The 23,944-nt window shown below is 37.9% G+C and carries 22 protein-coding genes; 13 read left to right on the forward strand and 9 right to left on the reverse strand.

Going from position 1 to position 23,944, the window contains the following annotated elements; genetic code table 11:
- Nucleotide 1: 1 nt before the first annotated feature.
- Both ACU8DI_RS09550 and ACU8DI_RS09555 read left to right on the forward strand, forming a co-directional pair.
- On the forward strand, nt 2–229 hold the full coding sequence (locus ACU8DI_RS09550; protein WP_447112546.1) for a hypothetical protein: 228 nt from the start codon (nt 2–4) through the stop codon (nt 227–229).
- The gene (locus ACU8DI_RS09555; RefSeq protein WP_447112547.1) at nt 229–801 is read left to right on the forward strand and encodes a phosphatase PAP2 family protein; all 573 of its coding nucleotides are present in this window, start codon (nt 229–231) and stop codon (nt 799–801) included. Before ACU8DI_RS09550 ends, ACU8DI_RS09555 begins: the two co-directional genes overlap by 1 nt.
- Before the next feature lie 4 nt (nt 802–805).
- Here ACU8DI_RS09555 and ACU8DI_RS09560 read toward each other — a convergent pair whose 3' ends face one another.
- Nucleotides 806–1,522, reverse strand: coding sequence for a glycosyltransferase (locus tag ACU8DI_RS09560; RefSeq protein ID WP_447112548.1), 717 nt, complete (start codon nt 1,520–1,522; stop codon nt 806–808).
- A gap of 95 nt (nt 1,523–1,617) precedes the next feature.
- Between ACU8DI_RS09560 and ACU8DI_RS09565 the strand changes: the two genes are divergently transcribed.
- The gene (locus tag ACU8DI_RS09565; RefSeq protein WP_447112549.1) at nt 1,618–2,556 is read left to right on the forward strand and encodes an NAD-dependent epimerase/dehydratase family protein; all 939 of its coding nucleotides are present in this window, start codon (nt 1,618–1,620) and stop codon (nt 2,554–2,556) included.
- An 8-nt stretch (nt 2,557–2,564) separates the two neighbouring features.
- Here the strand turns inward: ACU8DI_RS09565 and meaB are convergent, their stop codons facing one another.
- Nucleotides 2,565–3,641, reverse strand: a complete 1,077-nt coding sequence (gene meaB / locus ACU8DI_RS09570; protein ID WP_447112550.1) for a methylmalonyl Co-A mutase-associated GTPase MeaB — start codon at nt 3,639–3,641, stop codon at nt 2,565–2,567.
- Between the two features lie 6 nt (nt 3,642–3,647).
- Nucleotides 3,648–4,220 carry a DUF2911 domain-containing protein gene (locus tag ACU8DI_RS09575; RefSeq protein ID WP_447112551.1) on the reverse strand — a complete coding sequence of 191 codons (573 nt, stop codon included), beginning with the start codon at nt 4,218–4,220 and terminating at the stop codon, nt 3,648–3,650.
- 164 nt (nt 4,221–4,384) lie between these two features.
- On the opposite strand from ACU8DI_RS09575, the gene ACU8DI_RS09580 reads away from it, so the two are divergent.
- The 5 genes from ACU8DI_RS09580 to ACU8DI_RS09600 all read left to right on the forward strand — a co-directional run bounded on the left by ACU8DI_RS09580 (nt 4,385) and on the right by ACU8DI_RS09600 (nt 9,410).
- Entirely contained in the window at nt 4,385–4,942 is a 558-nt protein-coding gene (locus tag ACU8DI_RS09580) for an RNA polymerase sigma factor (RefSeq protein ID WP_447112552.1), read from the forward strand.
- Nucleotides 4,926–5,510: a hypothetical protein gene (locus tag ACU8DI_RS09585; protein ID WP_447112553.1), complete on the forward strand. Its 585-nt coding sequence runs from the start codon at nt 4,926–4,928 to the stop codon at nt 5,508–5,510. The genes ACU8DI_RS09580 and ACU8DI_RS09585 overlap by 17 nt, the downstream gene beginning before the upstream one ends.
- A 71-nt stretch (nt 5,511–5,581) precedes the next feature.
- Nucleotides 5,582–7,162 (forward strand): hypothetical protein, encoded by a 1,581-nt coding sequence (locus ACU8DI_RS09590; RefSeq protein WP_447112554.1) that lies wholly within the window; start codon nt 5,582–5,584, stop codon nt 7,160–7,162.
- 41 nt (nt 7,163–7,203) lie between these two features.
- Entirely contained in the window at nt 7,204–8,715 is a 1,512-nt protein-coding gene (locus ACU8DI_RS09595) for a serine hydrolase (protein WP_447112555.1), read from the forward strand.
- A gap of 5 nt (nt 8,716–8,720) precedes the next feature.
- Entirely contained in the window at nt 8,721–9,410 is a 690-nt protein-coding gene (locus ACU8DI_RS09600) for a peptidoglycan DD-metalloendopeptidase family protein (protein WP_447112556.1), read from the forward strand.
- A 53-nt stretch (nt 9,411–9,463) separates the two neighbouring features.
- On the opposite strand, the gene secA is transcribed toward ACU8DI_RS09600, so the two are convergent.
- The 6 genes from secA to ACU8DI_RS09630 all read right to left on the reverse strand — a co-directional run bounded on the left by secA (nt 9,464) and on the right by ACU8DI_RS09630 (nt 17,646).
- Nucleotides 9,464–12,820 (reverse strand): preprotein translocase subunit SecA, encoded by a 3,357-nt coding sequence (gene secA, locus ACU8DI_RS09605; protein ID WP_447112557.1) that lies wholly within the window; start codon nt 12,818–12,820, stop codon nt 9,464–9,466.
- A gap of 174 nt (nt 12,821–12,994) precedes the next feature.
- Nucleotides 12,995–13,216, reverse strand: a complete 222-nt coding sequence (locus ACU8DI_RS09610; protein WP_010177336.1) for a DUF2795 domain-containing protein — start codon at nt 13,214–13,216, stop codon at nt 12,995–12,997.
- Between the two features lie 150 nt (nt 13,217–13,366).
- Nucleotides 13,367–13,942 carry a cob(I)yrinic acid a,c-diamide adenosyltransferase gene (locus ACU8DI_RS09615; RefSeq protein WP_447112558.1) on the reverse strand — a complete coding sequence of 192 codons (576 nt, stop codon included), beginning with the start codon at nt 13,940–13,942 and terminating at the stop codon, nt 13,367–13,369.
- Nucleotides 13,943–14,258: 316 nt separating this feature from the next.
- Nucleotides 14,259–14,942, reverse strand: coding sequence for an ABC transporter ATP-binding protein (locus ACU8DI_RS09620; protein WP_447112559.1), 684 nt, complete (start codon nt 14,940–14,942; stop codon nt 14,259–14,261).
- A gap of 65 nt (nt 14,943–15,007) precedes the next feature.
- Nucleotides 15,008–15,778, reverse strand: a complete 771-nt coding sequence (locus ACU8DI_RS09625) for an O-methyltransferase (protein ID WP_447112560.1) — start codon at nt 15,776–15,778, stop codon at nt 15,008–15,010.
- Nucleotides 15,779–15,780: 2 nt separating this feature from the next.
- Nucleotides 15,781–17,646 (reverse strand): ABC-F family ATP-binding cassette domain-containing protein, encoded by a 1,866-nt coding sequence (locus ACU8DI_RS09630; RefSeq protein WP_447112561.1) that lies wholly within the window; start codon nt 17,644–17,646, stop codon nt 15,781–15,783.
- Nucleotides 17,647–17,772: 126 nt separating this feature from the next.
- Between ACU8DI_RS09630 and ACU8DI_RS09635 the strand changes: the two genes are divergently transcribed.
- From ACU8DI_RS09635 to ACU8DI_RS09655, 5 genes are read left to right on the forward strand one after another with little or no spacing between them, the layout of a single operon-like run.
- The gene (locus ACU8DI_RS09635; RefSeq protein WP_447112562.1) at nt 17,773–18,564 is read left to right on the forward strand and encodes a polysaccharide biosynthesis/export family protein; all 792 of its coding nucleotides are present in this window, start codon (nt 17,773–17,775) and stop codon (nt 18,562–18,564) included.
- Nucleotides 18,565–18,567: 3 nt separating this feature from the next.
- Nucleotides 18,568–21,045 (forward strand): polysaccharide biosynthesis tyrosine autokinase, encoded by a 2,478-nt coding sequence (locus tag ACU8DI_RS09640; protein ID WP_447112563.1) that lies wholly within the window; start codon nt 18,568–18,570, stop codon nt 21,043–21,045.
- A gap of 22 nt (nt 21,046–21,067) precedes the next feature.
- On the forward strand, nt 21,068–21,634 hold the full coding sequence (locus tag ACU8DI_RS09645) for a sugar transferase (RefSeq protein ID WP_447112864.1): 567 nt from the start codon (nt 21,068–21,070) through the stop codon (nt 21,632–21,634).
- Between the two features lie 2 nt (nt 21,635–21,636).
- Nucleotides 21,637–22,929 (forward strand): nucleotide sugar dehydrogenase, encoded by a 1,293-nt coding sequence (locus ACU8DI_RS09650; RefSeq protein WP_447112564.1) that lies wholly within the window; start codon nt 21,637–21,639, stop codon nt 22,927–22,929.
- Entirely contained in the window at nt 22,929–23,909 is a 981-nt protein-coding gene (locus ACU8DI_RS09655; RefSeq protein ID WP_447112565.1) for an SDR family oxidoreductase, read from the forward strand. The genes ACU8DI_RS09650 and ACU8DI_RS09655 overlap by 1 nt, the downstream gene beginning before the upstream one ends.
- The last annotated feature ends 35 nt before the right edge of the window (nt 23,910–23,944 follow it).

The following is a 23,944-nucleotide window of genomic DNA, read 5'->3' on the forward strand; positions in this document are numbered from 1 at the left end:
CATGGAACTACCAAAATTTATTCTCGGCGATAACACGGATCATCCTAATGCCATCTTTGTGATTCATACAGATTTTCCTAGATTTATAATCAATTTGGAAGATGATGAGGTGGAGTGGTTTGAAGAATTTGATGAGCATGATCAAAAAGAAATTGAAAAAGAAGCCGAAAACTTAATACAGGCAGCAACCGATTTTTATGATCGGGAAGTGGCTAGATATGACGAATAATGTTAGAAGAATTAGTTAAATACGATCAAGAGTTATTTTTATTTTTAAATGGGTTAGGGAATCCGAATTGGGATGGATTCTGGCTAGCATACACATACAAGTTAAATTGGATTCCATTTTACGCCGTTTTGGGATATCTCATGTATAAGCGACTGAACACAAAAATGTTTGTTCTAACATTAGTAGTGGTTGCTCTCATGATATCTTTCACAGACCAAGTGACAAATTTATTCAAATCGGGCATTGGTCGGTTTCGACCTTGTTATGAAGACGGTGTGGCAGAATATATGCGATTAGTGCGATCTCACTGTGGCGGAAAGTTTGGTTATTTTTCTGGGCATTCCAGCAATTCTATGGCATTGGCCATTTTTGTTGGATTGATGTTGAGAAGTAAATTCAAGTATCTTATTTTCCTTTTAATTATTTGGGCTTTTGCCATGGGATATAGTCGCATTTATGTAGGAGCGCATTATCCATTGGATGTACTAAGTGGCATGTTGTTTGGCGGACTTTCAGGATTAGGATTTTATAAATTAGATAAATACCTGCAATCGCGATTTCAGTTACGTTAACTACCTATCTGCTTTTGTTCTTGATGTCGTAATGAATGCTTTTTCGTTTCATCCATGCGTAGGCAAAACAATCACTTAAAGATGCTAGAAGCCGATTTCTAAAACCAAATTTAGAGTTTCCAGCTGTTCTTGGAAAATGTCGCACAGGGACTTGCTTGATGGTGCCATTTTGAAGTAAAATCATGGCAGGAAGAAAACGGTGTAATCCCTTAAACATTGGAATGTTTTTAGCATGGTCAGTTTTGATGACTTTTAGAGGGCAACCGGTATCATCCATACCATCTTGAGTAAAGAATCTTCGGATGGCGTTGGCAATTTTGGAAGACCAATTTTTGATAAGTCCATCATGCCTGTCAACACGTATTCCCGTCACTAAATCGTAAGTGGAAAGATACGGCAGTAACAATTCAAAATCTTCAGGTGCGGTTTGTAAATCAGCATCGATATAACCTATAAGTTCACTGCTACAATAATCAAAACCAGCTTTCAATGCCGTACTTAAACCTTGATTACTACTAAATTCAAGAAATTCAAAATGCGCATATTCGGAACAAAGCTGTTCAATGAACTGTTGACTATGGTCTGTGGATCCGTCGTTAATTAAAACTATTTTGGTTGTTAAGCTCGCGATATTTACATACGCATTCAATGCTTTACCTAATCGAACTAAGTTGTCCTCTTCATTAAAAATCGGTACGATAATGGTAAATTGGTATGTCATGATTTAACAATGTTAAGACAAAAATATTCTTTTATCCGCTTTTCGGTTAATGTGTTTGATTTAAAAATTGTTATTTTTGAATTCAAATTTTATCAATGAAAATACTCATTACTGGCGCTGTCGGTTTTATTGGCTCTCACACTGCTGAACGTTTGCATGGTCTGGGACATCAGGTCATCGCATTAGATAATTTTAATGACTACTACAGTTTAGCATTGAAACAGTTAAACGCTAAAGCTTTGACAGATAAGGGTATCGAAGTTTTAAATCTGGATTTACGCGATGCTAGCTTCGTCGATAGCTTACCAAACGATATAGAGTACATCATTCATTTTGCGGCACAACCAGGTATTTCACAAACTTCTACTTTTGAAGATTATTTTTCAAATAACGTGATCGCAACAAAGAATTTGGTAGATTTTGCCTTGTCTTGTGGCGACTTAAAATTATTTGTCAATATTGGGACATCATCAATTTACGGATTAGAAGCAACCTTTCCAGAAGATGTAGCTCCAAAACCAGCGTCTTATTACGGTGTGACCAAATTAGCTGCGGAACAGTTGGTACTTCAAAAGAGCAGAGAACAGCAAATGAAGGCTTGCTCATTACGACTATATTCTGTGATTGGGCCAAGAGAGCGTCCTGAGAAAATGTATACCAAGCTTATTGCCTTAGGATTGGAAGGAAAGGCGTTTCCATTGTTTGAAGGGAGCGACAAACACCTACGGAGCTTTACCTATGTTGGTGATATCGTTGATGGTATTGTGAGTGTCATTGGCAATGAAGAAAAAGTCAATGGCGAGATCATTAATTTAGGTACCGAAGTAGAACACACCACTCAAGAAGGGATCGAAGCGGTTGAAAAGGTACTAGGAAGGTCTATCGCAATTAACGTCATTCCAAAACGTCCTGGAGATCAAAATCGAACCAAAGCGAACATAGATAAGGCGAGAAAATTGCTAAATTATAATCCTCAAACCACCTTATTGCAAGCGGTAGAAAAGCAGGTGGAATGGTACAAGGAAAATTTTTAATCTTTTATTTAGGGTAATTGCAACAAATAATCTGCAGCCATAAAGGGAGTTGTTTGACCTTTTTCAATGAGAGACAATTGCTTGTTGAGTTCTGATTTAATGATGGGTTTATTGAAAAAATCCGACTTCAATCGCTCTTCGATGGTTTGAAGTAACCAAAACTTATTCTGTTCCCTACGATGGCTTTCAAAATAGTTGGTCGTTTTTGTATGTTCGATATAAGACGAAATTACTTCCCATATGTCTGAAATCCCATGTCGTTCCAAAGCGCTACAAAGCACTACTTTAGGTTGCCATTTTGAATCTTTTTCAGGATACAGATGTAACGCTCTATTAAATTCTACTTTGGCTAATTTGGCAGCTTTAAGATTGTCGCCATCTGCTTTGTTGATGGCAATCGTATCTGCCATTTCAATAATGCCACGTTTAATACCTTGTAATTCGTCACCAGCACCTGCAATTTTAAGTAATAAAAAGAAATCTACCATACTGTGCACGGCTGTTTCACTTTGACCAACACCGACAGTTTCAATAATTATGGTGTCAAATCCTGCAGCTTCGCACAAAATAATAGTCTCACGTGTTTTTCTGGCAACACCACCTAAGGAGGTGCCGGAAGGAGAAGGCCTAATAAAGGCACTATCGCTTTTAACTAAATCCTCCATGCGAGTTTTGTCACCTAAAATACTGCCTTTACTTAAACTGCTACTTGGATCTACAGCCAAGACAGCCACTTTTCTATCCATGTTGGTTAAATGTAAGCCCAAAGCTTCTATAAAGGTGCTTTTACCAACGCCAGGAACACCCGTAATCCCAATACGCACCGATTGATTGGCATGTGCTAAACACTTATTGATAATCTCGTTGGCTTTTTCTTGGTGTTTCGGATTGGCACTTTCTATAAGTGTAATCGCTCTGCTTAGCGCTGTAATATTACCTTTTAAGATGTCTGAAACTAAAGTTTTTGAATCAGGTTGAGACTTGCGTTTGTTTTTAATATTTTGAATAGAAGCCGTGTTGGTGATATCTGATGGAGAAACCCCTTCATTTTCATGTATGGCTGAAGATTTTGATCGCTTAGACAAGTGCTTCTAGTTTTTGTCTTTTACTACATTTAAAGGTACAGCAATTTTTATGTTATCCCAAGCCATGGTCAGTTTAAGGTTATCTGTCGTGTTATCAAATGCTATGGTGAATTGCTCAACAACAGTATCAAGTTGTTCTACAGGAACATCAATTTCCAATAAATCATAGTTAGGATCCCACATCGGTTGCATTTCTTCATCAACACCCCATTTATATTGTTTGGTATTAAAAATCACATTCCAAGAAGAGTCACCAGGAACCGTCCATAAGGTATATTTTCCTTTAGGAAGATAGAGTCCTTTGATCAATAAGTTTTTATTAGTTTCAAATGTTGTCGCTTCATTCGCACCTGTTCTCCAGACCTTTTCGTAAGGCACTAAAGCTCCGAAGATTTCTCGATTTTTTTTAAAGGGTCTATTGTAAAAGACTTCTAGCTCCAAATCGTTGAGTTTAAACTCTACGGTATCCTTAGGGCTTAATCGTTTTGAAAAAATATCTTCAACAAAATAGGAGTAAAGAAATAGGCCAACAGCAACCACGGTGAGTACAATCAGTAGGCGTTTTAAAAACGTGTTCATAGCAATAAAATTGTAACTAATTTAAATTCAAAGATAAATGAAAAGCTAAATTAATAACGGTGAGATATCAATTTTTCTTATTAATTTATGAAAATCGTTTATTTTTTGCAACACTTCCTTTTTTGTGTCGTCTTTATAATGAACACAACCAAACCAAAAGACATTTGAATACCGTTCAAATAGACATTATTGAGCAATGCAAGCAGAATGATCGAACTGCTCAGCTAAAATTATACAACCAATATTGCGATGGGATGTATACGGTAGCTATGCGTTTTGTCAAGGATTCCATGGAAGCTGAAGATATCGTACAGGAAGCCTTTATAAAAGCCTTTGCAAAACTCAATCAGTATCGCGCTGAGGTCACTTTTGGAGCTTGGTTAAAACGTATCGTTGTTAATAAAGCCATCGATTGCTTAAAGTCTAAGAAACAGCATTTGCAAGAATTAGACGAGGTGCACCTCAAAGTAGTTGATGATGACTATGACAACGAATGGTTGGTAGATGACACGATAACCGTGCACGCAGTAAAGGAGGCGATTGAACGATTGCCAGATAAATATCGCTATGTTGTGATGCTTTATTTGGTGGAAGGATACGATCATCAAGAAATCTCAGACATATTAAATATCACTGAGGTCGCTTCTAGGACACAGTTATCAAGAGGTAAATCGAAATTAAAAGAACTATTAATACCCATAAAAAATGGCACAAGATCTTAGAGACTTATTCAAAGAAAAAGACAAGCAATCCACATTGCACATGACTGAAGGCCATGAAGAGCGGTTTCTTAATAAATTAGACCAGGCCATTCCAATAGCTAAACCTGTGGGATGGCGGTTCCAAATGTGGCAAATAGCGGCAAGTTTCCTATTGCTATTAGGTTTGGGATATGGGATCTATCATGTTTTTCAGAAGCCTGTTGGAGATAGCACTGAAAGCATTGCAGATACAGATAGTCATGTGAAGGAGCAACAGCTCAAATCTTTGGGAGATATTTCTCCCGACTTAAAAAAGGTTGAAGATTATTATCTAGCGCATATTAATTTGGAATTGTCTAAAGTGAAATTGACACCAGATAATAAAGAGCTATTTGATGGGTATGTCATCCGATTGGGAGAATTGAATCAAGAATACAAGAAATTGTCGTTAGAGCTTACCGAAAACGGTCCAAATGAATTGACCGTAAGCGCACTGATTGATAATCTCAAACTTCGATTGAACTTATTATATCGTCTTAAAGAACAATTACATGATTTAAACGCTTCAGAAGAAGCCAGCAAAGTATAAACAAAAATGATCTGGATTCACTATGACATCATAGTATTATCACCAGTGATTAGAGTAAACACATTAAACCAATGAAAACAAAATTAAAATTAGTAGTAGTCATGCTTTTTGGCGTCACTTTGAGTGTTGCTGCTCAGCAGAAATTAACCAAGTTGTCCAAGAGCATAGATGTGACCAAAGATGTGAACATCGATTTAAATACCAGTTTTGTGCAAATTGAAATTGACACTTGGAATAAGAAAACCTTAGAAGTTGAAGCCTATATTGAAGGTGAGAAATTGTCTCAAGAAGCACTTGAAAAGGCCTTGAAAGACTGGCGTTTAAAAGTTGAAGGCTCAGGAAGTCGGGTAAGTATTTCTTCAGAAGGCGGTTTACATGGTTCATGGGAAGACCAATTGGGTAATATCGAATTGGATTTCGAACCCATGATGATTATTCATGATTTGGATTTAGGGGACATGCCAGAGATGCCAGAAATGCCTGAAATGCCTGAAATAGCACGTATGGAAATGCCAGAGATGCCAGAGATGCCGGAACTTCCTGAACTGCCTGAAGGTGTTAATAACGTGAGCTTTGACACAGAAGCTTATAAAAAAGGCGGTGAAGCTTATTTGGAAAAATGGAGCAAAGACTATGAGCAAAAGTACGGTGCCGAATACAAAGAGAAAATGAAAAAATGGGCACGTGAAATGGCGAAAATGGATTTTACGGCCTATGAGCGAAAAATGGAAGCTTGGGGTGAAAAATTCGGTAAGCAATTTGGCGAAGAATACAGTAAAAAAATGGAGGCTTGGGGCGATGAGTTTGCTGAAAGGTTTGATGGTGAGTGGTCCAAAAAGATGGAAGCTTGGGGCGAAAAATACGGTAAGCAAATGGAAGAACGAGCTAAGGTGATGGAGTTACGATTGGCAGAACGTGAAAAACATATAGCAGAACGTGATAAGCAAATGGCTAAGCGCGATAAGGAAATAGTTAAGCGCCAAGAGGAAATTGCTAAACGTATGGAAGAACGCCAAAAAGTACATGAAAAACGTCGTGAGCATAATGTCAAGCGTTTAGAACTTCGCGGAGATAAGGTGAAAAAAACCATAAAGATCAAAATGCCTAAAGGCGCTAAATTGAATTTGAATGTAAGACATGGTGAATTAAAGATGTCTTCGGTCATTAATAACCTAAAAGCCGATATATCGCATGCGACTTTAGTAGCTAATCACATTGATGGAAGTGAGACTTCCATCAATGTGTCTTATTCACCAGTGAATGTGACGTTATGGAGTGATGGTGAACTTCATTTGAAATATGTCGAAGAGGCACATCTGAAAACTGTTGAGCGTTTGAGACTCAATAGTAACTCTTCAGATATGTACATAGATAACCTGACTGATAATGCCATTATTGATGGTAGTTTTGGAGATCTATCCATAGCCAATATTGCAGAAACGTTCACACATTTAAATATCATATTGGAAAATAGTGAAGCAGTGATTAAGTTACCAAATACCGCTTGTAGTGTTTATTTTAAAGGCAATCGCTCAAAGTTAAATAATGAATTAACGACTCAAAAAACCATCGATCACACGCCAAATAATTTGAGCTCTGGAAAAACCATTGTCCTGAATGCTAAATTTAGTGATGTGGTACTTAAGAATTAAAAGATTACATTTATGACATAGAACTACTTAAACTAAATCGTATGTCATCCTTCAAACAACTTGCACTAGTATGTCTTATTTCGGCATGCTTTTTTTCATGTAAAAGCGATACCAAAGCCACTATCTCAGCAAATGAAATCACCGATACTTATGCTCATTTTATCAGTGATATGGATAGTTTAGGAATTGCGACTGGAAATATCCTAGTTTATGATCAAGGTAAAGTTATTTTTAAAAGCTCACGAGGATTACGATCCATCAATCCTATAGATTCTTTAAGTCTAGACGATCAGTTCAGGTTAGCATCCGTTAGCAAACAGTTTACGGGAATGGCGATTATGAAGCTAAAAGAAGCCGAAAAATTAGATTACGATCAGAATGTACAAACCATTCTAACCGATTTTCCATATGATAATATCACCATTCGTCACCTATTATATCACACATCTGGTCTCACTGATTACGAGCGTTTAATTGCTGAAAATTTTGTAAAATCAGACACGACTAAAACTTATATATTAGGCAATGACGAAATTCTTAAAGAATTTTATCGGGTAGATCCACCACTTGATTTTCAACCTGGTGACAAATGGGAGTATAGCAACACAGGTTATATGGTGCTAGCATCCATCGTAGAAAAAGTATCAGGACAACATTTTAGAACATTTCTAAAGGAGCAAATAACAGAGCCTTTAGGGATGACAAATACCACACTATACAAGTATCAACAGCAAGCAGACCCAAATATGCCTAATCGCGTGTTTGGCTATAGAAAAAAACTAAATCAAGAAGATTTAGAACTAAACGATTACGATATTGTCAATGATGTGAGAGGTGATGGAGGTATTTATTCCACCCTTGACGATTTGTATAAATGGAATATGGCATTAGTGAATCACACCATTATTTCAAAAGACTATTTAGATGAAGCTTGGACACCTGGAACTTTGAATAATGGTGAAGTTACAGAATACGGTTTTGGTTGGTTTATTGAAGATGACACCTCGAAACCGCAAACCGTTTTTCATTCAGGTGGATGGGTTGGCTTTGGAACATTCTTATTCAATGAAGTGGAAACTAAAAGCGGTTTTATTATGTTAACAAACAACACCACTAATTATTACAGTGATATTTTAACCGGTATTGCAACTATAAGAGCAGGAGGTAACTATGAATTACCTAAGAATCGAATTCATAACGAGATGGCGAAACTTATTTTTAAAGAAGATGTAAACAAAGCCATTTCACATTATCACCAAGTAAAAACAGACACATTACATTACGAGGATTTTGAGGAGGATCTTAATCAATTGGGATATCAATTGCTTAATGAAAATCGAATCGATGATGCACTTGCCATATTTAAACTAAACACCAAAGAATTCCCAAATTCCGCCAATACTTACGATAGCTATGCCGATGCTTTGGTTAGAAATGGGGATACGTTAAACGCCTTGAAGAATTACCGAAAGTGCATAGAAATGGATAGCACGCTGCAATATGCTCAAGACAAAGTAGAAGCCTTGGAAATTGCCTATAAATTTCAAGAGTAAACACTATGGTTAGAGAGTCACTGGAAGCTGTTTTAAATTCATTACCTAAAGCTGGTGTTTTGGAGCCTTCTATTCCCGAATCTGAATTTGTTCCATTGGATTTGTCTCAGTCGAATTCCGAATTGGCAGCTTTAGATGTGTCTTCTTCGGAAATTTTAGAGGCTTATATCAATGAGCATAAACAAAAACATCAGGCAACCGTTGCTTATGGCGGCTATTTGGAAACCCGTAATATCTACCAACGTAGCCGTTATTTTAAGAACGCCAATCCGCAAACTGAGCGCAATATCCATTTGGGTCTCGATTTATGGCTAGCTGAGGAATCACCAGTTTACGCACCATTAAATGGCGAGGTTCACAGCTTTAAAAATAATACCAATTACGGTGATTATGGACCCACGATTATTTTGAAGCACAAGATTGATAGTATGGAATTTTACACCTTATACGGCCATTTGAGTTTGGCTTCTATCCAAGGTTTAAGTGTGGGACAACAATTTCAACAAGGAGCACAAATAGCGACGTTAGGTGACGCCAGCGTGAATGGTGATTATGCACCACATTTGCATTTTCAAATCATAAAAGATTTACAAGACCATGATGGGGATTATCCTGGTGTTTGCTCTAAAATTAATTTGGCGTTTTATAAAAACAATTGTCCTGATCCAAACTTACTGCTGCGTCTTAAAACATAAAAAACCCAAGTCGTTTAACAACTTGGGCTACTTTTATATAGGTAGTAATGAATTTAATCTTCAATCAAAACCCATTCGCCTTTTGCAATTAAGGGTTCTGCTTGTTTGTATTTAACCACTTTATTTTCACCACTCATCACATGTTTAATGGTGACACGATCATTACGTCCAATTTTTGGTTTATCACGAACAATCGTTTCCACAACCTCTGGTTGACGCTGTGTATTTTGACCTGCTGCTCGACTTTGAGCCGCACGCTCATCCATATTCGGGATTTCATCCTTTTGCGTTTGAAGCTTTTCTCGCTTTCTAGCTTTAGCTTCTCTAATTGTATCTTGTGTTTCCGTTGGTAACTCGCCCTTAAATAGGAAAGAAATCACATCTTTATTCACTTGGTCAATCATTTCTTTGAATAATTCAAAGGCCTCAAACTTATAAATCAATAAAGGATCTTTTTGTTCGTGAACGGCTAATTGCACCGACTGCTTTAATTCGTCCATTTTTCTCAAATGGGTTTTCCAAGCATCATCCACAATAGCCAAGGTGATATTTTTCTCAAAATCGTTGATCAACTGTGTGCCTTTCGATTCGTAAGCTTTTTCTAAATCGGTTACAACCTGAAGACTTTTGACACCATCCGTAAATGGCACCACGATTCTTTTGTACTTATCACGTTGATTTTCATACACACTTTCAATAACCGGAAATGCCAATTCAGCATTGCGACGCATTTTTTCTTTGTAATGTTCAAATGCCGCTTTGTAAACTTTACCTGCAATGTCTTGAGTAGATAACTTATCGAATTCCGCTTCGGAAATTGGAGAACTCATAGAGAAGTAACGAATCAATTCAAATTCGAAATTCTTATAATCGCTCGCCTCTTTATTTGTCGTAGCAATACCTTCCGAAGTGTCATAAATCATGTTGGCTAAATCTACACGTAAACGCTCTCCATGTAAGGCATGACGACGACGTTTGTAAACCACTTCACGTTGTGCGTTCATCACATCATCATATTCTAATAATCGCTTACGAACACCAAACTGGTTTTCTTCAACTTTTTTCTGAGCACGCTCAATGGACTTGGAAATCATAGAATGCTGAATTACTTCACCTTCCTGAAGACCCATTTTATCCATCATCTTAGCAATACGTTCACTACCAAAAAGACGCATCAAGTTATCTTCCAATGACACATAAAACTGTGAACTACCTGGATCTCCTTGACGACCAGCACGACCACGTAACTGTCTGTCAACACGACGTGAATCATGGCGTTCTGTACCAACGATGGCTAAACCACCAGCTTCTTTTACGGCATCCGTTAGTTTAATATCTGTACCACGACCTGCCATGTTTGTGGCAATAGTTACCTGTCCTGGTTGTCCAGCTTCAGCAACAATATCAGCCTCTTTCTTATGTAATTTCGCGTTCAGTACATTATGCGGTACTTTGCGAATACTCAACATTTTTCCGAGCAATTCTGAAATTTCTACAGATGTTGTACCAATAAGAACTGGTCTGCCAGCTTGTGATAATTTGGTCACTTCGTCAATAACCGCATTGTATTTTTCACGTTTGGTCTTATACACCAAATCCTCTCTGTCATCACGTGCGATAGGTCTGTTGGTTGGAATTTCAACCACATCCAATTTGTAAATTTCCCAAAACTCACCAGCTTCTGTAACTGCTGTACCTGTCATACCAGAGAGTTTGCGATACATTCTGAAATAATTCTGAAGCGTCACTGTAGCAAAGGTTTGCGTGGCATCTTCAATTTTTACATTTTCCTTGGCTTCTATCGCTTGGTGCAGACCATCGCTATAACGACGTCCATCCATAATACGACCCGTTTGCTCATCTACAATCATCACTTTATTATCCATCACGACATATTGAATGTCTTTTTCAAATAAAGCGTAAGCTTTTAATAATTGATTTAAGGTATGGATACGTTCCGATTTGATACCGAAATCTCTAAACAATTCTTCTTTGGCTTCAGCTTCTTCTTCTTTGGATAAGCCTTGTGACTCAATTTTAGCTATTTCCACACCAATTTCTGGCATCACAAAGAAATCAGGTTGGTCTTTACCAGAAAGGTAATCGACACCTTTATCGGTGAGTTCAACTTGATTATTTTTTTCTTCAATGACATAATAAAGTTCTGCATCAATTTTTGGCATCTCTCTATTATTATCTTGCATGTAGAAGTTTTCAGTTTTCTGAAGCAATTGTTTAACGCCTTCTTCACTCAAGAACTTGATTAATGCCTTATTCTTTGGCATACCTCTATAAACACGCAACAATTGGAAGCCACCTTCTTTGGTGTCGCCTTCGGCAATTAATTTTTTAGCTTCTGCTAAAACACCTGTCAAATACTTGCGTTGTACACTAACAATATCGTCAACCTTTGGTTTTAATTCAACAAATTCGTGACGATCACCTTGAGGAATAGGTCCGGAGATAATCAAAGGTGTTCGTGCATCATCAACTAAAACGGAATCGACCTCATCCACAATCGCATAGTGGTGCGGACGCTGGACTAAATCATCTGGCGAATGCGCCATATTATCCCTTAGGTAATCAAAACCAAACTCGTTGTTTGTTCCGTAGGTGATATCAGCTTTATATGCTTTACGACGTGCTTCTGAATTGGGTTGGTGATAGTCAATACAATCGACACTCATGCCATGGAACTCAAAAATTGGCGCCATCCAGGCACTATCACGTTTTGCTAAGTAATCATTTACAGTGACGAGATGCACACCTTTTCCTGCCAAGGCATTTAAATAGACAGGCAATGTGGCTACTAAGGTCTTACCTTCACCAGTTTGCATTTCAGCAATTTTTCCTTGGTGCATCGCCGCACCACCAATAAGCTGAACATCATAATGAATCATATCCCAAGTAATTGGCTTCCCAGCCGCATCCCAAGAATTTGACCAAACAGCTTTATCGTCCTGTAAGGTCACGTAGTCTTTTCCACCAGAAACCATACGGTCGAACTCATTTGCCGTTACAGTTATTTCCGTGTTATGAACAAAACGCTTCGCCGTTTCTTTTACCACGGCAAAAGCTTCCGCCATGATATCATTAAGAACGGCTTCAGTAGCTTCGTAAACCTCATCTTCTATTTTGTCAATCTCAAGATAAATGTCCTCGCGATGGTCAATATCGTCGGTTGCTTCGGCATCTAATAGTAATTGATCTATTTTTTCTTTTAGAGGCTGCCTGGCCTCAGCGATTTTTTGTCTGAATTCGTCAGTTTTTGCTCTTAGTTCATCATGCGACAACTGCTCCAAGGCACTTTCAAAGGCCTTTACTTTTTCTACAATAGGAGATAGCGCCTTCACATCTTGTTTGGCTTTGTCTCCTACAAATACTTTTAATACTGAATTTAAAAAACTCATTGGTGTTTATTTATGTTATTTAGAACGCTGTAAAGCGTGTTTTATCTTCGAAATTTGCCATATCAAAGATAAGATTTGTGTTAGTTTCTAACGAAGATTAGGCACAAAAAAAGTCTCTTGATGAGACTTTTTAACGTTTATTTTGTATTTGCTGTAATGGTATTACAGTACAATTTAATATTCATCTTCGTTCCAGAGATAATCTTCATCGGTCGGGTAATCAGACCAGATTTCTTCGATGGAATCGTAAGAGTCGCCTTCGTCTTCTATCGCTTGTAGATTTTCAACAACTTCCAGAGGAGCTCCTGTTCTAATAGCGTAGTCAATTAATTCGTCTTTCGTTGCTGGCCAAGGTGCATCACTTAAATAGGATGCTAATTCTAATGTCCAATACATTTGTTATAGGTTTATTTTTTTGCAAAAATAAAATTATAGTTCATAAAGTCAAGAAAAAAATGAATTAATTAAAAAATAATTTAAAGAACGTTTAATTTTAACTGATTTTAAGCCAAGTAGAACTGATAACTTATTCCGCAAAGTGGTACTTTAGGATTCTTTTTTCGGAATCCATTTTACTTCTTCGGCTTGCAAGTCATAAGTCAATTTCCGTGCCAATACAAACAGGTAGTCAGAAAGTCGGTTGAGATAGACTAAGCTTTCGGGTTGAAAGGGTTCCAAATCATTGAGAGCACTCGCCAATCGTTCCGCTCTACGGCAGACACAGCGTGCAATGTGACAGAATGACACAGTTTGATGGCCTCCAGGTAGCACAAAATGTGTCATGGGTGGTAATTCCTCATTCATACGATCCATTTCCTGTTCCAAAAGGGCAATATCGTCATCGGAAATTTTAGGGATATTAAGTCGCTCCTTACCATTCTTCAGCGTCGCTTTCTCTGGATCGGTAGCCAATATGGCACCAACTGTGAATAATTTATCTTGAATATTGATGAGGATGTCCTTGTAATGGACATTTATGTCCTGGTCTCTAATCAGTCCGATATGGGAATTGAGTTCATCTACGGTTCCGTAGCTATCAATACGGATATGGTGCTTCGGAACTCTGGTGCCTCCAAATAAGGCTGTGGTTCCTTTATCTCCTGTTTTGGTGTAAATCTTCATAGACGCAAGTTACGTCTTAGCATTTAAAAGTGAAAAAGAATCGTAAAATTAATTACCGATCGAATCGGCTCTTGTCAAACATGGAGCGTTTGCGCTTCAAATGTCTATGCCGTTGTTGCCGTTTGGATAAAAGACGAATAAGCATATACAGAAACGCTAAAATACCAATGATATAAATCATAGCTGCTAATTTAGTGTGCGCCGATTTTTTTTACGCTCGTATCGGTCTTTGTAATGCGATCTTTTAGATTTAAGCACACCACCCACAAAGGCCAAAATCAATACGATAAGGATGATGTAAAGTAACATAATTTCTTTAATTTCTGGTATCACTTTCAATGATACCATCTCGAAGTCTAATGACGCGACTCGCATGCGCTGCAATATCTTCTTCATGGGTGACCATAATCACCGTGTTTCCAGCTTTGTGAATGGCATCAAATAAAGCCATAATCTCATGCCCAGTTTTGGAATCCAAATTTCCTGTAGGCTCATCAGCGAGAATAATGGACGGTCGATTCACCAATGCGCGACCTACCGCAACACGCTGTCGTTGCCCTCCTGAAAGCTGATTAGGTTTGTGATCCATACGGTCTGCTAATCCTACATCGGTGAGTACCTCAGCAGCACGTTCATTACGTTCAGATTTAGATTTGCCAGCGTAAACCATCGGTAGAGCCACATTATCTAAAGCGGTTGTTCTAGGTAATAAATTAAAGGTTTGAAACACAAAGCCAATTTCAGTATTTCGAATTTCAGCCAACTCGTCATCACTCATTTGACTCACATCTTGGCCGTTGAGTACATAGGTCCCAGCCGTTGGTGTGTCTAAACAACCCAGAAGGTTCATGAGCGTCGATTTTCCTGAGCCTGAAGGTCCCATAATGGCCACATAATCGCCTTTTTCGATATCTAAATCAATACCTTTTAATACATGGACGGTCTCTTGTCCGAGTTGAAAATCACGAATGATGTCTCTAATTTCAATGACGTTACTCATTACAACGTTGGGTTTAATTGATGTGAATGCAATATAAACAATATGACGCTAAATCGTGCTTGGTGTTACAATCTAATAATGAAATTTTCCTTAGCCTGTTCTTTTCTGAAAAAAACAAAACCCCAGAAAAAGCTGTCTACCGTTACGGAGACTTTTGGGTGTTGTTTGATGCATTCCCATGCAGATACCATGTCTTTGGACCAATGAATATCGTCGAAGATGACTACGGAATCATTATGAACATGATTGAGCAAAAGCTCAAAATAGGAAAGTGTCGCCTCTTTATCGTGATGACCATCCACAAAAATCAGGTCGAAAACGCTATGGTCGAGTTGCTGGAGAACGGCTTCAAAGGTGCCCATGTTGATGGTGACATTAGGTGTTTGAAATTGTTTTAAATAGTGTTCTGCTAGGGCAGCCGTGTTCGGGCAACCTTCTATAGTAGTCACCTGGTTCTGTTGAGATCCCAAAGCCATAGCTTGTGTTCCAATGCCTAAGTTGGTACCTAATTCTAAGGAGGTATTCGGTTCGAAATAACGAACGAGTCTGTAAAGAAGCTGAGCGCGTTTTAGTGTGGTTCCAGACGTTTTAGCCATATGGGCAACTTGTCTTTCGTTAGATTTGAACACTCTGGAACCCGAACCGAAATCAGTAATATGGATGCGTTGTTTATTTTTTAGTAAGCTACTTCGGTAAGCTTTTAATTGTTGATAGTCAGGATAATTGGTTTTGTCATAGAAACATTGAGTGACTAGGTCATAGACAAAAGGCGAATGCACACCATGTTGATTGGAAGATTTGAATAAAAATGTTATGTATTCTAAAATTTGAAACATGTTTAGGATTCAAACTTTTCCGATAATTCAAACCAACGAAGTTCCTTCGTTTCAATCTCATCGATAATTTTTTGCAACTTTAAGGAGAGGTCGTTAATGGCATCTTGAGTTAACGACGTATCTGTGAACTTTTCCTCCAATGCTTTTTTGTCCAACTCTAAAGAACGAATCTTACTCTCCAAATTTTTGTATTCTTTTTGTTCGTTATAAGACAATTTTTGTGCCTTGTTTTGCGCTTCTTTTTCCTCTGAAATGTCGGTGGGAACTTCAGGCGTTGTTTCGCTAGGTAAATTAGAGGCATAGTCGCGATAATCGGAATAGTTGCCAGGAAAATCTTGTACCTCGCCTTTGCCTTTAAATACAAACAAGTGATCCACAATCTTGTCCATAAAGTAACGGTCGTGAGAAACAACGAGCAAGCAGCCAGGAAAATCAAGTAGGAATTCCTCGAGAACGTTCAAGGTTACAATATCCAAATCGTTGGTAGGTTCATCTAAAATCAGAAAATTTGGGTTTTGGATCAATACCGTACAGAGATAAAGTCGCTTTTGTTCACCACCACTTAATTTTTCTACATAATCATGTTGCTTTTTACCATCAAATAAAAAACGTTCCAGCAATTGTTTCGCGCTAATTTGTCGCCCTTTAGTTAAGGGTATAAATTCACCGAAAGCCTTGATCACATCAATGACTTTTTGTTCGGGCTTCACAGAGATTCCACCTTGCGTGTAATATCCAAATTTCACCGTATCACCAATGATTATTTTTCCGGTATCCGGCTCTAAGCTACGGGTAAGCATATTGAGGAAGGTGGTTTTCCCTGTGCCGTTCTTTCCTATAATTCCGATACGTTCACCACGTTTAAAAACATACTCAAAACCATCTAAAATAACCTTGTCTTTGAAGGCTTTCGACACATTATGGAATTCTACAATCTTACTTCCCAAGCGTTCCATATTAATTTCTAGCTGCACTTGATGATCTTTACGACGCTGGTGTGCCCGTTTTTTAATCTCTGAAAAATCGTCAATTCGAGATTTAGATTTTGTGGTACGCGCTTTAGGTTGACGACGCATCCAGTCTAGTTCTTTCTTAAATAACTGTTTCGCCTTATTGGTTTCTACCTCGTCTTGGGCAATACGCGCTTCTTTATTTTCAAGATAATAGGAGTAATTCCCTTTATAGGTGTAGAGTTTGCCATGGTCCAACTCAATGATTTCATTACAAACACGCTCTAAAAAATACCGGTCGTGTGTCACCATGAACAACGTTAACTGCGCTTTGGCAAAATACTGTTCTAACCACTCAATCATTTCTAGGTCCAAGTGGTTGGTAGGTTCATCGAGAACTAATAAATCAGGATTGCTTATGAGTGCTTCGGCTAAGGCCAAACGTTTGAGCTGCCCTCCAGACATGGTGTTGATTTTCTGCTCGAGGTTGTCTAGTTTTAATTGTGAAAGTATCTGTTTAAATTGTAATTCAAATTCCCAAGCATTATGAATGTCCATTTGCTCAAAGGCCTTTTGATAGGCTTCTGTATCTTCAGGATTTTGAAGGGCTCTTTCATAATTTTCTATAATTTTTAACTGCGGTGATTCCGAGTTAAAAATAGTCTGATTTAATGTAAGATTGGGATCGAACTTTGGTGACTGGGATAAAAAAGACACACGCAATCCGTTGCGCATAATCACTTGTCCTGAATCGGGTGTGTCATCACCAGATAAAATATTCAGAATCGAAGTTTTGCCACTCCCATTTTTTGCTACAAAGGCAATTTTGTCATCTTTATGAATACTAAAGGAGAGATCTCTGAAGAGCTCTAGTTCGCCATAAGATTTTGATATGTTCTCTACAGTGAGGTAATTCAAAACAATTTTTTTACAAAGTAAGCGATATTAAATTTAAAGAAGGTTAGGAGACGCTCAAAAAAATGATGAATAGTTTTGATATTAATAGTGATAAGCTATATTTGTGAAGCAACAAGCAACGTTACAATGAAGAGACTAGTATTGCTCACAGGATTATTGCTATGTATCATATCTACTTCCTGTATCCCACATAAAGATATTGTGTATCTCCAGAATAAAAACACAGCAACAGATTCTACTCAGGTGATGGTGGAGCAACAAAAACCTTATCGTGTTCAAATAAATGACATTTTAAACGTAAGAGTGAAGGCTTTAGACCAAGAGACCGTATCCATCTTAAATCCGGCAGGTGATGAAAATTTAAATGCCAGTAGTGCTGAGCGTGCTTATTTTGATGGGTTTACCGTGGATGTACACGGAAATATTAGAATCCCAACCTTAGGAGAAATAAATGTTTTGGGATATACTACAGAGGAGATAGAGAAAATGATTGAGACCAAATTATTGGATGAGCAATTTAAAACGACCGCCAATATTTTTGTAACCGTGAAGTTGGCTGGTTTAAGTTATACGGCTAGTGGTGAAATAGGAAGTCCAGGAACAAAAATTATCTTTAAAGAACGGGTCAATATATTTGAAGCGATTGCCAATGCAGGGGACATTCCTACAACAGGTAATATGAAAGAAGTACAGATTATCAGGCAATATCCGCAAGGGCAGCAAATACATGCTTTAGATTTGACCGATCGAGAGGTCTTGAATTCTCCGTATTACTACATTCAGCCCAACGATATCATTTATGTAAAACCCATCAAACAAAAAACGTGGGGCTTTGGGAACAACGGTCGAGAAACGGTACAGACCCTCGTATCAGTACTTGGAATCATTACGACAACTGTTTTATTGCTAAATCGATAACCTATGGCTTACGTTGAAGATCATGAAATAGAAAACATGGAGTCTAGTAGAATCGCCTTTGATTTTAAAGGTTATCTATTTAAGGCGCTGAACTTATGGAAATTTGTCTTATTGTGTGTAGGCGTAGCTTTGATTGTTGCTTATCTCATCAATGTTAGAAAACAAAATGTCTACAAACTGGACTCATTAATTTCTATCGAAAATGACCAAAATCCATTCTTTACGGCTAATACGAGTATTTCGTTTAATTGGGGAGGTGTTTCAGGAAAGGTAGGAAAGATTATTACAGCCATCAAAACCCGAAGTCATAACGAAAAGGTGGTGGATTCATTAAAGTTTTACATGTCCTATCTGCAAGAAGGCAAATACCGAAAAGTAGATATTTATAAACGTGCACCTTTTGAGTTTAGTCCAGACCTTACGAAATTTCAAGCCTTAAACAGACCCATTGGTATTCGGTTTTTGGACAATAACGAATTTGAAGTATTCACCAATTTTGAAGGGTCTGGTGTGCGAACCCAAAAGTACAGTGATAAATCCCTGTCTAATGCTCAAGTGCCTACAGGTCCTTATTCAAAAAAATTCAAAAACGGCGATGAGGTGAATCTGCCTTTTATCAATGGGGTTTTGAATGTAAAGCCCAATTTAAGGGTAAAGCCAGGATCTGAGTATTTTATCGAATTTAAAAATTTTGATATTGTTGTCAATAATTATAAAGAAAGGATTATCATCAATCCATTTTCTGAAGCCTCTTCCGTATTGCGACTGCAATTAGCAGGAAACAATAAAGCGAAGATTGTAGACTTTCTAAATGCCACTTCTGATATTTTGAGTCGGACAGAATTAGAACGAAAAAACCTCTACGCGACTAATACGATTCGCTTTATCGATAGCACACTACAAGCCGTGGACTTGAATCTTAAGGACGTGACCGATGAGATGAATGAATTCAGAAAAAAGAATAAAGTGTTTGATGTGACGGCTGAAATTGCTCAAATTTCTGGTCAGTTACGTGGATACGATTTAGCGAAAGAAGAAGAACAGGCGAAGTTGAATTACCTCAATAATCTAGAAACCTACCTGAATACCAAAACCGATTATACTAAAATTGCCGCACCAACATCTGTAGGAATTGAGGAAGGCAATATTTTAAATAGTGTTTCTAAAATTATTGCTCTGGCGGCTGAACGTCAAAATCTGGAATACACGACCAAAGAAGGATCGGTATTGTTCAAGGATATTGATAACCAAATCGATTCTGAAAAGAACGTCCTCTTAGAAACCATTGATGCTACCAAGAGAACCATTGGGATACAACTCAATACGATTAATCGAAATATAGCCAATTTAGAGGCGAAGCTCACCGACTTGCCCGAAGACCAACAAGAATTTTTAAAAATTCAAAGGAAATTGGATATCAGTCAAGAGGCTTACGATGTCTATCAAGAAAAGCGCAGTGAAGCAGCTATTGTTAAAGCCGCGAACATATCAGATATCACAGTGATTGATGAAGCGAAGGATATTGGAGGTGGACTCATTGGTCCCAACAAGTCATTAAATTATATGATGGCTGTGATGATGGGCTTTTTTGTGCCGATGTTCTTAATTTTTGTCATCTTTTTATTAGATAACACCATTCATGGTTCTGATGAAATAGAGCAATTATCAAAAATTCCAATCTTAGGTCTGATTGGGAAATACAATTACAAAAACAATTTAATTGTATTTGAAAAACCAAAATCAGCCGTTGCAGAATCTTTTAGATCCATTCGATCGAGCTTACAATTTATCTACAAAAAGATGGGTAAGACAGAAGGTAAAACCTTGATGATTACCTCGTCGGTAAGTGGTGAAGGGAAAACCTTTTGTTCTATTAACATTTCTACCGTGTATGCCTTATCTGGTAAAAAAACCATTCTGCTTGGACTGGATTTACGAAAGCCTAAAATATTTGGTGATTTTAATATTGAAAACGATAAAGGTGTTGTCAACTATCTCATTGGTGAAAACACTTTTGAAGACGTAAAATACCAGTCGCATATTGAGAACCTAGATATTGTGCCTTCAGGTCCTGTGCCACCCAACCCATCGGAATTATTAATGAGCGATCAAATGAAACTCTTGATAGCGAAGCTACGACAAGAATACGATATGATTGTTTTGGATACACCACCTCTTGGCTTAGTGACCGATGCTTTAGAATTGACACAATATGCCGATGCGACCATTTTTATGGTGCGTTTAGATTACACGAAGAAAGGGATGTTAGCATTGATTAATGCGAAATATCGTACGGGTGAAGTTAAGAATATCAGTTTCGTGCTCAATTTCTATAAACATAAAACCAATCATAATTACGGTTATGGCTACGGTTATGGCTATGGCTACGGCTACGGTTATGGGGTTTATGGAAATGCCTACCATGAGCGTGATAACGATACTATTTTTAAACGTATCGGACGTTTCTTTAAACGGATCTAGTTTGATCACGGCAAACCAACTTTTGGTCAAACGCCTTTTTGATATGGCATTAGCAATACTATTGTTGCCAATCTTTGTAATTCCCATAATTCTTTTGATTATGATGGCAAGCATCGATACCCGTAAATATGGTGTATTTTCACAATTAAGGGTGGGCCAACACGGTCGCCTTTTTAGAATTTACAAACTTCGAACCTTAAAAGCCGAGAAACACCAACTTGGACATTTAAATAAAAGTGCGACACGCCTAGGGCAATTCTTTAGAAATTCAAAACTAGATGAACTACCACAATTGTGGAATGTCTTGATTGGCGATATGAGTTTTGTAGGTCCAAGACCAGATTTACCAGGATTTGCTGATACCTTAAAAGGTGAAGATCGAATCATATTAAAGGTGAAACCAGGAATTACAGGACCTGCCACCTTAAAATATAAAGATGAAGAAACGCTCCTCTCCAAGCAACTTGACCCTGAAACCTACAATAGGACGATTATTTGGCCTGATAAGGTTGAAATCAATAAAAAATACGTTCAGAATTGGAGTTTTTCTTTAGATTTGAACTTTATTTTAAAATCTATACTTAACTGAAAATGAATACTGATAAAAAAATAACCATTTTAGGTCTTGGCTATGTAGGATTGCCCCTAGCTGTTGAGTTCGCTAAGAAGTATATGGTCATCGGATTTGATATTAATGAAAAACGCATAAATGAACTGAAATCTGGGGTTGATAAAACCTTAGAGGTTGAAGATGATCATTTGAAATCGGTGTTAACTACAAATCCCAATGCAGAGAAAGGCTTGTTTATTTCAAATCAAACGGATGATACCGCCAATTCTAATGTGTATATAGTGACCGTACCAACGCCAACCGATGAGTTAAAACGACCGGTTTTTACGCCATTGATTAAAGCGAGTGAAAGTGTTGCTAAAGTGCTTAAAAAAGACGATATCGTGATTTACGAATCTACGGTGTATCCTGGTGTTACTGAAGATATTTGTGTGCCTATTCTAGAGAAAAACTCTGGCTTGACCTTCAATACAGATTTTTATGCTGGTTACTCGCCTGAACGTATCAATCCAGGTGACAAGAAACATACGGTGACTAAAATTTTAAAGGTCACGTCTGGCTCCACACCAGAAATAGCGAAAGTGGTAGACGATTTGTATAAATCGATTATTGTGGCAGGTACACACTCAGCCCCTTCAATTAAAGTGGCAGAAGCTGCTAAAGTGATAGAGAACTCCCAGCGTGACATCAATATTGCCTTTGTGAACGAATTGTCTAAAATATTTAGATTACTAGACATCGATACCAAAGCCGTCTTGGAAGCTGCTGGCACCAAATGGAACTTTATAAATTTTTCTCCTGGCCTTGTTGGTGGTCACTGCATTGGTGTTGATCCTTATTATTTAGCACAAAAAGCCATCGAGTCTGGCTATAACCCAGAAATCATATTAGCTGGTCGAAAAATGAACGACAGTATGGGAGGTTATGTGGCGCAAGAGACCGTGAAAATGATGATAAAAAAAGGCGCGAGAATTAAAGATTCTAATGTACTCGTACTTGGAATTACCTTTAAAGAAAATTGCCCTGATATTAGAAACTCAAGAGTTATTGACATTATCGAGGAATTCGAAACGTATAATGTGAATGTGGATGTGTATGACCCTTGGGCTTCTAAGGAAGAAGTGAAACACGAGTACGGTTTTGATTTACTTGACGACGCAGCCCAATTAAAGCACGATTATGATGCGATTGTTTTAGCCGTGTCACACAAAGAATTCTTGAAAATGGATCTTCAGAGTTTAAAATCGGATATCGGTGTGATCTTTGACGTGAAATCCTTACTTCCTAAACATACTGTAGACGCTAGATTATAATGTACGACAAACAATACCACAACCAAGATTTAAGCGAACTGTCATTTCTCATTACAGGTGGTGGCGGATTTATTGGATCGAATATCGTTGAATACTTACTGAAATATAATGCTAAAAAAGTCCGTGTGCTGGACAACTTTTCGAACGGACATCGCAAGAATCTCGAAGAGTTTCACGACAACCCAGCTTTTGAATTGCTAGAAGGTGATATTAGGGACTTACAAACCTGTAAAAATGCGATGAAAGACATCGACTATGTCTCTCATCAGGCGGCTTTAGGTTCTGTGCCACGCTCTATCAATGATCCGGCAACCACGAACGATGTAAACATTACTGGGTTTTTAAATATGATGATTGCCTTAAAGGAATCAGCTTCAGTGAAGCGCATGGTGTATGCCGCATCGAGTTCAACTTATGGCGATAGTAAAAGTTTGCCAAAAGTAGAGCCTCAGATAGGTAAACCTTTATCACCATACGCTGTCACAAAGTACGTTAATGAGTTGTATGCCGATGTCTTCGGAAAAACATACGATACCGATGTGATTGGCTTGAGATATTTCAATGTCTTTGGTCCAAAGCAAAGTCCTGATGGAGCCTATGCTGCCGTAATTCCATTGTTTATGCAAGCCTTAAAAGACCAAACATCACCAAAAATAAATGGTGATGGTGAGCAAACTAGGGATTTTACCTTTGTCGATAATGCGGTTCAAGCGAATATACGCGGATTTTTCGCGTCTGAAAAGGCTAAAAATGAAGTGTTCAATGTGGCTTGTGGCGAACGTATCAGTATTAATTACTTGTGGAATTCTTTAAAAGAATCAGCAAATTCTGAGGTGGAAGCCGTACATGGACCACCACGACAAGGTGACGTTCGAGATTCTTTAGCAGATATTTCTAAAGCTGAAGAATTGTTGAATTACACACCACAATACACTGTAAAGCAAGGTCTAAAAATTACTTGGGATTATTTTAATCAATAAATGATTAATTTGTAGCCAAGCTTTTAGTTCCTAGA

Source organism: Psychroserpens sp. BH13MA-6, assembly GCF_052983595.1.